The following is a 13,390-nucleotide window of genomic DNA, read 5'->3' on the forward strand; positions in this document are numbered from 1 at the left end:
AAAAAAGCATTTAAGATAAGAAGGAAAACTGCTGCCTGTTTGGGTCTGTCATGCCGTCACCCGGCTTATCACATAACTGCTTAATGCATGAGCAATAAAGCAGCGGACAGACGCACCGTCATTGCGAAGCGCTGGTAGTGGCTTCAATTACGCAACTCCTTGCAGCGCTGAAGCAATCTCCACCACCTACAGGTTCTAAAGCGTGCACCTATTGGTGTCTTACAGCAGCTGGAGATTGCTTCAGCGCCGCTAAACCCTATATATCACTAATCACTGCTGGCCCTTCGCAATGACGGCGCACCAGGTGCATGGTACAAGTGGAATTATATAAGCATCTGCAAGGGCAAGTCTAAAGGACAAATGTTCTCAAATGCTATTGTTTCATTAGTTGCCACGTAGTATTATTTTAAAAGGTACAAACCTTGTTTATTCACGATTCACGTTTGACTTTTCCCCATTCACAATTGCCCCCTTCACCTCCCATGAATCGTTCCCTGCCTTTCCCGTAACGACGTTCCTTTTCTCCCCGCAAAATGCATCCTGATTTCCGCAGCAATCGACAAAGCAATTTCTTCAGGCGTGACGGCACCAATGTCGAGGCCGGCAGGGGTGAACACCCGTTGCCAGTCTTGCTCCGATACGCTCCTCCCTGCTTCGGCTAGGGCATCCAGCATTTTTTGCGTGCGTTTCCGCGGACCCAGCAAGCCAATGTAAGCGGCCTCGGTTTGCAGCGCTGCTTCGAAGTTGCGGAAGTCGGTGGCGTAGTCGTGCGCCATCAGTATGACCGCGGTGTGGGCATCAATGGCGGGTTGTTCGTCGCCTCTATTGTGGAGCACTTTGTTGGCGATTGTAAATAAGGATTTGTCGGCCTTGGCGGCATTCATCACCACGGTGGTATGCCAGCCCAATTCGGCAGCAATGCGCACCATGGGATAGATATCGTAATTGCCACCGAAGATCACCAGTTGGGTAGCGGGCCGGATCACCTCGATAAAAACCTGGATGGTTTCGGCCCCGACTGTGTAAGTACAGGTTTGCGACTGGCCTTCCTGCAGTGCCAATTTGATATCATTCAGTAGTGCCGTGTTTACTGTTGGTAAAGGGATGGTCTGTGCAAGGCCGGCTTCACCCGGGAACAAGAACATCTTTCCCAGCAAACCATCATTGCCACCTGTAACGGTAATGGCTAACCGTAATTCTCGGGTGTTTACAATTTCTTCCAGTTGCCGTACCGGGTTTTGCGGGTCGGCCGGGTTGAGCGGGGTGAACAACACATCGATGATGCCGTTGCAGCCCAGGCCCACGCCAATCTGGTGGTTGTCCTCTTGTGTGGTGTCGTAGGTGATCACCGATGGTTTGCCCAGAGCAATGGCTTTTTGTGCCCGGCGGAGGGCATCGCCTTCAAGGCAGCCGCCGCTGATGCCGCCCACGTAATTGCCGTTATCCAGTACCAGCATGCGGGCACCCGCACGGCGATAGGAAGAGCCTTCCACGCGGGAAACGGTTGCCAGGGCAGCCTTGGTTGTGGTAAAATCCAATTGATTGTAGGTGTCGATAATGGCTTTGATCTCTTTCATCTGGCGGCGATGGTGGTAAAAGGTCGGAAATAGGAACCTGGTTTAACTATACATGCCCAAAGCTAACAGCTAATGGCTAACAGCAAGCGCTATATCTCTGTTTGATTTTTGTAAATTTGGGTATGGCTAAGGTAGAAACACTGGAAGATTATTACAAGAATAAATACGGCTGGCTGCCCGATAACCTCCGCAACGAGATCGGCCACTTCAACGTGTTTCGGTTGGAGCCCTACCTCGGCCAGCATGCTCGCCCTGTTCCGTACCGTAAGCGGGACTATTATAAAGTGATGCTGGTATTGGGCCATGGCAAAGTGCATTATGCCGATAAAGCCATCGAAGTGCAAAAGCAGGCCCTGTCTTTTTCCAACCCACAAATACCTTACAGCTGGGAGCGCGACGAAATTCATAGTGGTGTTTTCTGCATTTTCGACCGCAACTTTTTCCGCCAGTTCGGCAACCTGGAGCAGTACGCGGTGTTTCAGCCGGGCGGCACGCCGGTGCTGGAACTGACGGACGAACAGGTGGAGCGGGTACAAGGAATTTTCACCCGGATGTTCGAGGAGATCGGCTCCGATTATGTGCACAAATACGACGTGTTGCGCACCCTGGTGTACGAACTCTTGCACCTCGCCACCCGGCTGCAGCCATGTGCCCGTTTGCGTGCGCAGCCCGTCAATGCTGCACAGCGCATTTCTGTGCTTTTTCTCGAATTGCTGGAACGGCAGTTTCCCATCGACGATCCGGCACAGTGCATCGGCATGCGGGCAGCCTCCGACTTTGCCGACAAGCTGAACGTGCATGTCAACCACCTCAACCGGGCCATCAAGGAAACTACGCAAAAGACCACCTCGCAAATTATTGGCGAACGCATTTTGCAGGAAGCCAAGGTACTGCTCAAGCATAGCTCCTGGAGCGTTTCCGAAATCGCCTATGCATTGGGTTTTAAAGAAGCGACCCATTTCAACAACTTCTTCAAGAAAAATACGGAACTCAGCCCGCTACGGTTTCGCAGTGTTTGAAAATCGTAAACCTTGGTTTAGTTTGTGTAAGAAAGTAGCAGGTGTTCGACAGACCTTTAATCAACTTTTTAAATACGAACAATGCAAAAACGTTTCTTAGGAAAAAGCGGCCTTGAAGTATCCGCCCTTGGCCTGGGCTGTATGGGACTTAGTTACGGCTATGGTCCTGCAACCGATAAATCCGAAGCCATCAAACTGATCAGGCATGCCTTTGAATTGGGTGTCACCTTTTTTGACACGGCCGAAGCTTATGGCCCTGGTACCAACGAAGAAGTAGTAGGCGAAGCCCTGGCTCCTTTCCGCGACCAGGTAATCATTGCCACAAAATTTGGGTTCAAAAATGGTAGGCCGACTGAGGGGCTCGACAGCCGCCCCGAAAACATCCGGGCTGTTACCGAAGCTTCTTTAAAGCGCCTGAATACCGATGTGATCGACCTGTTGTACCAGCACCGCGTTGACCCGGAAGTGCCCATCGAAGAAGTGGCCGGCACGGTTGCCGACCTGGTGAAGGAAGGAAAGGTAAAACATTGGGGCCTGTCGGAAGCGGGCGTTAACTCCATCCGGAAGGCACATGCCGTATTACCCGTTGCTGCCCTGCAAAGTGAGTACTCGCTTTGGTGGCGTGAACCGGAGTCGGAACTGTTGCCCACGCTTGAAGAACTGGGTATTGGCTTTGTGCCGTTCAGCCCCCTGGGCAAAGGTTTTCTTACCGGCTCCATCGATGCCGATACAAAATTTGATGCTGATGATTTCCGCAACAAGGTGCCCCGTTTCCAGGAAGAAAACCGGAAGGCCAATGTGGCGTTGGTAGACCTGTTAAAAGGCATTGCTGCCGAAATGAATGCAACGCCTGCGCAGATTGCCCTGGCCTGGCTGCTGTCCCAAAAGCCCTGGATCGTTCCCATTCCCGGTACCACCAAGCTGCACCGCCTCGAAGAAAATATGGCAGCCGCAGCCCTTACTCTTTCAGCTACCGACCTGCAGCGTATTGAAGATGCTGCCCGGCAGGTGGCCATCCAGGGTGCCCGCTACCCTGCGCAGATGATGGCTTATGTAGGTAAGTAGGGGTGTAATAAGGGTGATACCTATTGGTTGGGTGCACCTAAGTGCTGGTTTGCGCACCTGCTATTAAAGGCTGAAAACTAATGAGCCGTTGCAGTGGTTGGTACTACTTGCGGCCAAGTACAACCGATATTGCCGGTTGTGCATGGTATGGGTTTTGTTGCCCTGCCGGAAAGTAAAAATCATGAAACCACTCCGACACCTTGCTGCCCTTTTGCTGGCAGCCACCTTGTTCACCGCCTGCGGCGATGGCAATAATCTGGAAGCCTCGGAAGTACCAGCAGCCGTAATGACCTCCTTCAATGGCAAGTACAACAATGTAACAGATGCAGAATGGGCAAAAAGAGAAAAGGACGGTGCTACCTTGTATGCCGTTGAGTTTAAAGCCAATGGCCAGGAGATAGAAGCCCTGTTTGACGCTAATGGTACGGTGCTGGAAAGCAAGGAGGATTAAGCAAGTTTTTAATTGCCTGCACCAGCTTTGTTTGGCCGCCTGTTTTTTTACGGCACAGCTATTGTATAACACTGCTAAAACCACATTATGACACAAGACAACAAAGACCTGCTGAAAACCATCGGTACGGTAGTAATAGTAGGTGCCGCCATCGCGGGTGTAGTATACCTGCTGAAAGACAATGAACAAGTACAGGACGCCCTTGCAAAAGCAAAAGCCAAGGCTACAGATGGCCTTGACCGGGTAAAAGAAGGCTGGGATGGCCTGGCTGAAACTGCCCGCAGCAAGTTCTCACATAATGCATAATCCGGTTCCCCCCGGATCCCAATTGTAGATGCAGCAGGCTTTGGCTTGCTGCATTTTTTTTGCCCAATGCTTACCCTTGTTCTGCTAGTTGGAAAGCTGGTGTCCTTTTATTAATCCTGATGCCAGCAGGGTCGAAAAAAACTTGAAAAGAAATATCAATTTTTTTGGAAGCAATCATATTCACCTTATATTTGTCTACAGATTTAGTAGACTAATGCATCGCTTCTGTTAATCGCCAGCAGCAGCGGTACAAACAACCCTTAAAGTTTAGCATATGAACTTTGGTAGAACCATATCAATGTCTTCGGTGGCGATGTGCAATTGTGCAACTCCTCCCGCACGAATGTGCTGTTGTTAACAGCTATATCGCAATTAAAATTGATCCTTCCTGTATGCATGCATCACCGCATGTAGACAGTCTTTAATGCCTGTTTTCCGAACAGTGGCCTGGCGTGCTCATGCAATGAGTCGGCGATTGGCTCCTTGTGTGCCGCTGGCTACTGTTCCGAAACAGTTATAAATATCAGTAGGCGGATCAGACCATGGCCCATAGTCCATGGACCACGGTCCAACCCGCTTTCCCAACCAACGCAAATCACCATGAAACCAACAGCTTTGCATGTCTTTGCCCGAGGGCGAAGCGGCTATCTTTTGCTCTTCCTTTTTACCCTTCTTTCCAGCCTGCTGCAAGCGCAGGAAAACATAACCCTTTCCGGCCGCATCATCGACGAAACTACCCGCCAGCCCCTGGGCGGTGCCACCGTGCACATCAAGGGCACCACGCACGAAGTGGTGAGCAGCGACAATGGCAGCTTTGGCTTCCTAACGGGGCAGCGCCTGCCAGTAACCTTCGTAGTTAGTTATGTTGGTTATCAAACCAACGAAGTGACTTTGCGGGAAGGCAGCAGCGTTGAAATTGCACTCAAACCTACAGCCAGCCAATTGAATGATGTTGTGGTGGTCGGTTATGGTAAACAGCGCCGCAGCGATGTTACCGGTTCGGTAGCTACCATTTCCAACAAAGTATTACAGCAACCCGCCAGCTCCGCCGACCAGCTGCTCAAAGGTGCCGCACCCGGTATGCAGGTAACCCAAACTTCGGGACAGCCAGGAGGTGGGGTGAGCATCCGCATCCGCGGGGGCAGCAGCATCCAGGGTGGCAACGAGCCCCTGTATGTGATCGATGGTTTCCCGGTGTACAACAGTGCTGCAACATCCGGTGCCATCAGCGGTGCAGCCGTCAACCCATTAGCATCTATCAATCCTGCCGATATTGAAAGCATCAACATATTGAAAGACGCATCGGCAACAGCCATCTATGGTTCGCGTGGCGCCAATGGCGTGGTGATCATTACTACCAAAAGAGGCCGTGCCGACCGCAGCCAGGTTTCCTACGATGTAAGCTATGGCGTGCAAAGCCTGCGCAAAAAGATCGACCTGCTGGATGCAAAAGGTTTTGCTGCCCTGCGCAACGATGTGTTGTATGATGTGGATCCATCCAAAGGCCGTAACCAGTACCTGTCGCAGGAACAAATTGATGCCTTGGGCAAGGGCACCGACTGGCAGGATGCCGCTTACCGCAGCGCACCTGTGCAGAACCACCAGCTATCCATCAGTGGTGGTAGCGCTAAAACACGCTATGCTGTTTCGGGTAACTATTTCAACCAGGAGGGCATCATTGAAAACACGGGCTTTAAAAGATTGAGCACCCGTGCCAACCTGGACGTGGCCGCAACCAACCGTTTAAAGATCAGCACCAGCCTTACCGTCAGCAAAACTGATGGCGATGTGGCTCCTTCCGGCATTGTGAGCGGCCTGCTGACGATGCCGCCTACGGCTACCATCTACGAGCCAGATGGTTCCTACACTTTGCGCAATCCTTTTGAAAATATTTTTGCCAACCCCATTGCCGCACTGCGTTCGCAAACCAACAAAACCAGTACGCTTCGTTTGTTTGGTACGGCTTCAGGCGAGTATACCATTTTAAAAGGCCTGGAGCTGAAAGTGCTGTTGGGAACCGATGTAGCCAGTACCCGCGAGAACAGTTATATCCCCTCAACTATTTATGAAGGACAGGGCTCAAGCGGCATTGCTGCTGTGGGCAATAGCACGGCACTTTCCTGGCTCAATGAAAACACCCTTACCTATAACACAAAGCTGGGCCGGCACAGCGTGGACGCGCTGGCCGGTTTCACCCAGCAGGAGTACCAGCGCGACGTGGTGCGCACCGGTGCGCAGCAGTTTGTAACCGACGACCTGTTGTACAACAGCCTGCAAAGCGGCTCGGTGCCTGCGCGGCCTTTTTCGGACAATACCAGCTGGGTGCTGCACTCATACCTGGGCAGGGTGAACTATAATTTTGACCAGAAGTATTTTGTTACTGCCAGCCTGCGTGCCGATGGTTCCTCGCGTTTCGGCAGCGGCAACAAGTGGGGGTATTTTCCTTCGGCTGCACTTTCCTGGAAGATCAGCGGCGAGCCTTTCTTTGAACAGCTTTCTTATCTGGTAAACGACCTGAAAGTGCGTGCCTCTTTTGGTACCACGGGCAACCTGGAGATTGGCGAATACCAGTCGCTGGCAGCCCTTACCAGCTTGAATTACCTTTTTGGCAACAATGTCGTTACCGGCTTTACTCCCAGCCGCCTGCCCAACAGCAACCTGGGTTGGGAAACAACCTATCAGTATGATGCGGGTGTAGACATTGGCCTGCTGAAGAACCGCGTGACCCTGAACCTGGATGCCTATTATAAAAAGACCGAAGACCTCTTGCTGAACGTTGAAATTCCCTGGACCTCGGGACAGGCTTCCTCGCTGCAAAACTTTGGTTCGGTTGCCAACCGGGGCTTTGAGCTGGGCCTGAACACCCGCAATTTCACCGGCGATTTCCAATGGAACACGGGCCTGAACATATCGTGGAACCGCAACAAGGTGCTGGCCATCGGCAATGGTGCACAGCAGTATATCAGCGGTAATTATATCATTAAAGTAGGACAGCCTTTGGGCCTGTTTTATGGCAATGTGACGGATGGCATTTTGCAAACGCATGAAGTGGCGGACAAGGGCAGGTTTACCGGCAGTGCCACACCCAAACCCGGCGACCGCCTGTACAAGGATATTGATGGGGACGGCACCTTTACGGTAGCCAATGACCGCGCCATTGTGGGCAGTGCACAACCCAAATACATCTATGGCCTGAGCAATGATTTTTCGTGGAAAGGTTTTGATGTGTCCCTTTTCCTGCAAGGTGCACAAGGCAACCAAATCCTGAACAGCAACCGCCAGGCGCTGGAGTTGTTCACAGGGCAGCAGAACGCTTCTGCAGTAGCCTTACACAGATGGACACCCGAAAATACCAATACCGATATCCCGCGTGCCAAGCTCGATCCTGCACCGGTGTTTTCGGACCGCTTTATTGAAGACGGCTCTTTTGTACGGCTCAAAACACTCTCCGTAGGATATACCGTTCCCCGTGCCTTACTGCAAAGGCTGCATTTGTCCAACCTCCGTTTTTACCTCATCGGGCAAAACCTCGCTACCTGGACCAGGTACAGCGGCTATGACCCGGAGGTAACATCCGGTAGCAATGTATCGCCTGGTACGGATGCCGGTATCTATCCCATTGCCAAAAGCATCAGCGGAGGATTGACGATAACTTTTTAATCGTGAATGGGCAATGGTGAATTGTGAATTGGTAAGTGTTAAACATCTAACATCAACATTTAATCACCAATCACTTTCACTATTCACCATCAACCACTCACTATTCACCATTCACCACTCACCAACATGAAACCGATCATATTTTCCCTTGCAGCCCTGCTCCTTATTACCGGCTGCTCCAAGCTGGAAGAAGACCCTGCGTCCTTCCTCACAACAGGACAATTTTATAACGATGAAAAACAGGCAACCGCTGCCGTGAACGGCGCGTACCGCAAGCTCTACGAAAGCGGGCAGTCGCTTTACAACAGCCTGTTCCAGATAGGCGTGGAGATGGCCACCGATGATTATGTTGCCGGTCCGCGTGCCCGCAACCCGCATGTGCGGGCCATCAGCGGCCTTACGCATGATGCGTCGAACGACCGCATGGAGCAGCTGTGGAAACAAAGCTATGATGCCATCAATGCATCCAACATCGTAGTGGACCGGGTGGCGCAAATTGCCGATGATAAGATCAGTGGTGCAGGCCGTGCCCGCATCATCAACGAAGCCCGTTTTCTCCGTGCCCTGCATTATTTCAACCTGGTGCGCTGGTTCGGTCCTGTGCCGGTAGTGCTGCACGAAGCCACTTCGCCAAAGGGTGAAGACCTGTACGTGGAAAAAGCAACGGAAGATGCCGTTTACCAGCAGATCATCCAGGATCTTACCGCTGCCGAAGCCCTGCCCGCAACCTATGGCGGTGCCGATGTGGGCCGCGCAACAAGTGGAGCGGCAAAAAGCCTGCTGGCAAAGGTGTACCTCACCCGCAGGCAGTGGCCCGAAGCAGCCGCCAAAAGCAAGGAAGTGATCGATGCCGGTACCTATGGGCTCTTCACCGACTTTGCCGATGTGTTCAATACCGCCACCAAGAACGGCAGGGAACATATTTTCTCTGCACAGTTCCGGGGCAATTTCAACTACCAGGGCAATAGCCTCGCCAGCCGCTCGGCGCCGGCCAATATTCCCGGTATCAATGGCGACTATGCCGATGCCATTCATCGCCCGGGAGGCTTGTACGAAAGCTTTACCGACAATGACCGCAGAAAGAGCGTAACTTTTGTTACCCAAATGGTGAGTCCTGCCGATGGTAAGACCTACAACGTGGAACCCCACTTCTTCAAATATTATGATCCTGCTGTCGTTGGCAACCAGGGACAATCTTCCAAGAACCTGCCCATCATCCGCTATGCCGAAGTGCTCCTGATCTATGCCGAAGCGCTGAACGAAGCATCCGGTGCGCCTACCGCGCAGGCCTATTGGGCCATTGATGAAGTGCGGCGCAGGGCAGGCATCGCACCCCTGCAGGACATTGCACCTGCTTTGAGCCAGGCGCAGTTCCGCGACAGCGTATTCCAGGAGCGCCGCAAAGAACTGGTGTACGAATACCAGCGCTGGTTCGACCTCGTGCGCCGCGGTGCCGACTACTATGTAACCACCCTGAAAGCTGCCGGTAAAACCACTGCTGCACCCAAGCACCTGCATTTTCCAACCCCCCAACGCGAACTCAACCTCAATCCCAAACTCACCCAGCATCCCGACTGGAAATAAAACCACAACCATCATGAAACGCATACTTGCAATCGCTTCACTCCTCGTTGCCGCCTGGCAGCCTGCTGTGGCCCAAAAGGCTGCTACCCGACCCAACATCATCCTCATCATGGCCGATGACCTGGGCTATTCCGATATCGGTGCTTATGGTTCGGAGATCGAAACACCCAACCTGGACCGGCTGGCCAAAGAAGGCCTGCGCCTGCGCGAGTTTTACAACAACTCCATTTGCGCACCCACCCGTGCTTCCCTGCTCACAGGCCAGTACCAGCACAAGGCAGGCGTAGGCTTTTTCAATGTCAACCTGGGTTTGCCTGCCTACCAGGGTTATCTCAACAACCAGTCGCTTACCGTGGCCGAGGTGCTGAAGGGCGCAGGGTACAGCACCCTGATGTCGGGCAAATGGCATGTGGGCGACGATAGCCTGTACTGGCCCAACCAGCGCGGCTTCGACCGGTTCTATGGCTTCATCGGCGGTGCCAGCAATTATTACGATATCGGCAAATACCCCGAGAAGGCGGCGCCTGTTGTTTTGGTAAAAGACAACAAGAAGCTGAACCTGGAAGCGGGTAAATACCTCACCGATGAAATCACTTCCAATGCCATCGGTTTCCTCGACGACCAGGCCAAGACCAATAAGCCTTTCTTCCTGTACCTGGCTTACAATGCGCCCCACTGGCCCTTGCAGGCGCCCGAGGAAACGATCAAAAAATATGAAGGCAGGTACGATATCGGCTGGGACTCGTTGCGTGCCCGTCGCTATGCCCGCCAGCAGGCACTGGGTTTGATCCCTGCCGGGCAAACCATCAGTCCCCGCGACAGCCTGGTGCCCGAGTGGGATAATCTTTCCTACGAGGACAAGCAGGTGTGGAAACGCAAGATGGAAGTATATGCCGCTATGGTGGATCAAATGGACCAGGGCATCGGTAAAGTGCTGGAAAAGTTGAAGGCGCTGAAGAAAGACGAGAACACCCTGGTGCTCTTTATCTCCGACAATGGTGCGCAGGGTGGTTATACTGCCAGTGGCCGTAGGAAGCCCCAGCGCAATTCTGGCCCGCTGGGAACTGCTGGTTCCTATGGCTACCAGGAGCAGAGCTGGGCCTACCTGTCCAACACGCCTTTGAACAACTATAAAAACAATATGCACGAAGGCGGCATCTCGGCGCCTTTCATTGCCTGGTATCCGAAGGCCATCCAGGGTGGCGGCATTGCCAAAGGCACGGCCCACCTGATTGACCTGGCGCCTACTTTCTACGAGCTAGCCGGTGCGACTTATCCAAAGCAATACAACGGTGTAACGCCGCATACTCTTGCAGGCAAAAGCCTGGTGCCTGTACTGTTGGGTAAGGAGCCCGAAGTAGCCCGTGGCGAGCCCCTCTTCTGGGAGCGTGCCGGCAACCGTGCCGTGCGTAAGGGTAAATGGAAGATCGTATCTACTTATCCTGCCTACAAATGGGAGCTCTACGACCTGGATACCGACCGGGGCGAAACCCGCGACCTGGCTGCCCGCTACCCTGATGTGGTAAATGAATTGTCGGCCGATTATTTCCGCTGGGCCGAAAAGACCGGGGTGGTAGATTATGAAAAGATCAAACCCAAGGGTGGATTTGCTATTCCTGGAGCGGACCGGGTGGTGGCGGCTAACCAGTAGAAGGACGATAGAATATGGACAATGGACGATGGATCATGGACGACAGACAACGGACGACGGGAGAGACGACTGACTACTGACGACGGACAACTTGCGAAGGCTGTTTTTCTTAGTCGTCTGTCGTTCGTAGTCCGTGGTCATCACTTAAAACCGCATAACATCTTTACATGAAAAAACTCTTTGTCCTAATCACCTGTTGCCTGCCGCTAGCTTGGGCGGCGGCACAGGTAACGGATTTAAAACAGGTATATGATAAAGGTGCTACCCAGGTTGTAAACCGGACCGCAGGCAGTTTTAGCGAAAACACTAAAGCGGGTATCCGCATCGGTGAAGCTGCGGGGGAGGGACTGGTGTTGCTGAAGGACAAAACATTTTCCAACGGCACCATTGAAGTGGACCTGAAGGGACAGGATGTATTCCAGAAAAGTTTCCTGGGTATTGCCTTTCATGTTGCCAACGACAGCACCTACGATGCGGTGTACTTCAGGCCGTTCAACTTCCGGGCTGCAGATTCGGTAAGGCGTATCCATGCGGTGCAGTATATCAGCCACCCGCAGTTTCCGTGGCAGCGCCTGCGCGAAGAGCGCAATGCGCAGTATGAAAAAGCCGTACGCCCGGTACCCGATTCCAACGAATGGTTTCATGCCCGTATTGAAGTAGGAGAAAAGGACATCAGGGTTTTTGTGAATGATGCGCAAGCCCCGAGCCTGCAGGTGCAAAAATTGAATAGCCGCACCGGTGGCGGAGTAGCACTTTGGACAGGCGATGGTTCGGGTGGCAGTTTTGCCAACTTAGTTGTAAAAGAAGTTAAGTAACAGGTATGGCTAACCGAAAATTTATTTTGGTGGTATTGTTTGCTGGTATACAGCTTTTGGTAGCGGCGCAAAGAAAGGATACCCTTCCTGCCTGTTGTATCAAGTCGGTGCCCGCACGCTTCCCCGTTACGGCTGCTTTAAGTACTGCAGCGGGCGTGCCGCAAGGGCGTGAGGGCATGGTGTGGGTTCCGGGTGGCACCTTCAGCATGGGTGGCGACGCCAATCAGGGACTGGATGATGAATACCCCAAGCACACCGTTACCGTCAAAGGTTTTTACATGGATGCCACCGAGGTGACCAATGAGCAGTTTGCGGCCTTTGTGCGGGCAACAGGTTATGTAACCACGGCCGAGCGCAAACCCGACTGGGCCAGCATCAGCAAGGAATTGCCGCCGGGCACACCCCGTCCGCCAGATAGTATGCTGGTGGCAGCTTCGCTGGTGTTCCGTTCGCCGCAAGCAGCCTCACTCGACGATTACAGCCAGTGGTGGCAATGGCAGGCAGGCGCCAGTTGGCGGCACCCACAGGGGCCACAGTCTTCCATCCTAGGAAAAGAGCATCTGCCGGTAGTACACATTTCTTTTGAAGATGCGCAGGCCTATTGCCGTTGGGCGGGCAAGCGCCTGCCTACTGAAGCAGAATGGGAGTGGGCGGCCCGCGGAGGGTTGCCCGGTGCGCTCTATCCCTGGGGCAACGAAGGGGTGGAGGATGGCAAGCCAAAAACCAATAGCTGGCAGGGGAAGTTCCCTGTGCAGAATACCGGCAAGGATGGCTTTGACCGCCTTGCCCCGGTAAAATCCTTTGCACCCAATGGCTATGGCCTGTTCGACATCGCGGGTAATGTATGGGAATGGTGTGCCGATTATTACCGCTACGATTACTACGAGCTGTTGCGCCGTTCCGCGCCCGTTGCCGATCCGAAAGGGCCGGAGCAAAGTTTTGATCCCGAAGAGCCCTATGCCGTAAAGCGTGTGATCAGGGGTGGATCGTTTTTGTGCAACGACAGCTATTGCTCCGGCTACCGGGTATCACGCAGGATGAAAAGTACGGAGGATAGTAGCATGGAGCATTTGGGGTTCCGGTGTGTGCAGGATGAATAGGGTTTGGAGTTAGGGGTTTGGGGTTTTGTTCCAAACTTTTAAGAAGCTGTATATTTTTTTGAACCACAAAGTCACGAAGACAGGAAGATGCACAAAGAGGGAGGTTGTGTAGGTTTTTAAAATCAATAGGAGCAACAATCGATTCACTTGGATCATCGTGGA

General features: G+C 52.9%; 10 protein-coding genes. 9 read left to right on the forward strand and 1 reads right to left on the reverse strand.

What is annotated here, in order from left to right; all coding sequences use genetic code 11:
• Positions 1-473: 473 nt before the first annotated feature.
• Entirely contained in the window at positions 474-1,577 is a 1,104-nt protein-coding gene (locus BUE76_RS08225; protein WP_073043890.1) for an XdhC family protein, read from the reverse strand.
• A 122-nt stretch (positions 1,578-1,699) separates the two neighbouring features.
• Between BUE76_RS08225 and BUE76_RS08230 the strand changes: the two genes are divergently transcribed.
• The 9 genes from BUE76_RS08230 to BUE76_RS08270 all read left to right on the forward strand — a co-directional run bounded on the left by BUE76_RS08230 (position 1,700) and on the right by BUE76_RS08270 (position 13,228).
• Positions 1,700-2,596: a helix-turn-helix domain-containing protein gene (locus BUE76_RS08230; RefSeq protein WP_073044052.1), complete on the forward strand. Its 897-nt coding sequence runs from the start codon at positions 1,700-1,702 to the stop codon at positions 2,594-2,596.
• An 81-nt stretch (positions 2,597-2,677) separates the two neighbouring features.
• Positions 2,678-3,661, forward strand: coding sequence for an aldo/keto reductase (locus BUE76_RS08235; protein ID WP_073043892.1), 984 nt, complete (start codon positions 2,678-2,680; stop codon positions 3,659-3,661).
• 181 nt (positions 3,662-3,842) lie between these two features.
• Entirely contained in the window at positions 3,843-4,112 is a 270-nt protein-coding gene (locus BUE76_RS08240) for a hypothetical protein (RefSeq protein ID WP_073043894.1), read from the forward strand.
• 87 nt (positions 4,113-4,199) lie between these two features.
• On the forward strand, positions 4,200-4,418 hold the full coding sequence (locus tag BUE76_RS08245; protein ID WP_073043896.1) for a hypothetical protein: 219 nt from the start codon (positions 4,200-4,202) through the stop codon (positions 4,416-4,418).
• A gap of 600 nt (positions 4,419-5,018) precedes the next feature.
• Positions 5,019-8,078, forward strand: a complete 3,060-nt coding sequence (locus tag BUE76_RS08250) for a SusC/RagA family TonB-linked outer membrane protein (RefSeq protein WP_073043898.1) — start codon at positions 5,019-5,021, stop codon at positions 8,076-8,078.
• A gap of 126 nt (positions 8,079-8,204) precedes the next feature.
• Positions 8,205-9,662, forward strand: a complete 1,458-nt coding sequence (locus BUE76_RS08255; RefSeq protein ID WP_073043900.1) for a RagB/SusD family nutrient uptake outer membrane protein — start codon at positions 8,205-8,207, stop codon at positions 9,660-9,662.
• A 13-nt stretch (positions 9,663-9,675) separates the two neighbouring features.
• Positions 9,676-11,313 carry an arylsulfatase gene (locus BUE76_RS08260; protein WP_073043902.1) on the forward strand — a complete coding sequence of 546 codons (1,638 nt, stop codon included), beginning with the start codon at positions 9,676-9,678 and terminating at the stop codon, positions 11,311-11,313.
• A 167-nt stretch (positions 11,314-11,480) separates the two neighbouring features.
• Positions 11,481-12,128, forward strand: a complete 648-nt coding sequence (locus tag BUE76_RS08265; RefSeq protein WP_073043904.1) for a family 16 glycoside hydrolase — start codon at positions 11,481-11,483, stop codon at positions 12,126-12,128.
• Between the two features lie 5 nt (positions 12,129-12,133).
• Positions 12,134-13,228 (forward strand): formylglycine-generating enzyme family protein, encoded by a 1,095-nt coding sequence (locus tag BUE76_RS08270; RefSeq protein WP_073043906.1) that lies wholly within the window; start codon positions 12,134-12,136, stop codon positions 13,226-13,228.
• The last annotated feature ends 162 nt before the right edge of the window (positions 13,229-13,390 follow it).

It is taken from the genome of Cnuella takakiae, assembly GCF_001953305.1.
Lineage (GTDB): Bacteria > Bacteroidota > Bacteroidia > Chitinophagales > Chitinophagaceae > Flavisolibacter > Flavisolibacter takakiae.

What these genes read in the sequence shown, in the direction of transcription:
- BUE76_RS08235 (WP_073043892.1), top strand. Translation starts at nt 2,678, where the DNA reads ATGCAAAAACGTTTCTTAGGAAAAAGCGGCCTTGAAGTATCCGCCCTT.
- BUE76_RS08265 (WP_073043904.1), top strand. Translation starts at nt 11,481, where the DNA reads ATGAAAAAACTCTTTGTCCTAATCACCTGTTGCCTGCCGCTAGCTTGG.
- BUE76_RS08245 (WP_073043896.1), top strand. Translation starts at nt 4,200, where the DNA reads ATGACACAAGACAACAAAGACCTGCTGAAAACCATCGGTACGGTAGTA.
- BUE76_RS08225 (WP_073043890.1), bottom strand. Translation starts at nt 1,577, where the DNA reads ATGAAAGAGATCAAAGCCATTATCGACACCTACAATCAATTGGATTTT.
- BUE76_RS08240 (WP_073043894.1), top strand. Translation starts at nt 3,843, where the DNA reads ATGAAACCACTCCGACACCTTGCTGCCCTTTTGCTGGCAGCCACCTTG.
- BUE76_RS08260 (WP_073043902.1), top strand. Translation starts at nt 9,676, where the DNA reads ATGAAACGCATACTTGCAATCGCTTCACTCCTCGTTGCCGCCTGGCAG.
- BUE76_RS08250 (WP_073043898.1), top strand. Translation starts at nt 5,019, where the DNA reads ATGAAACCAACAGCTTTGCATGTCTTTGCCCGAGGGCGAAGCGGCTAT.
- BUE76_RS08270 (WP_073043906.1), top strand. Translation starts at nt 12,134, where the DNA reads ATGGCTAACCGAAAATTTATTTTGGTGGTATTGTTTGCTGGTATACAG.
- BUE76_RS08255 (WP_073043900.1), top strand. Translation starts at nt 8,205, where the DNA reads ATGAAACCGATCATATTTTCCCTTGCAGCCCTGCTCCTTATTACCGGC.
- BUE76_RS08230 (WP_073044052.1), top strand. Translation starts at nt 1,700, where the DNA reads ATGGCTAAGGTAGAAACACTGGAAGATTATTACAAGAATAAATACGGC.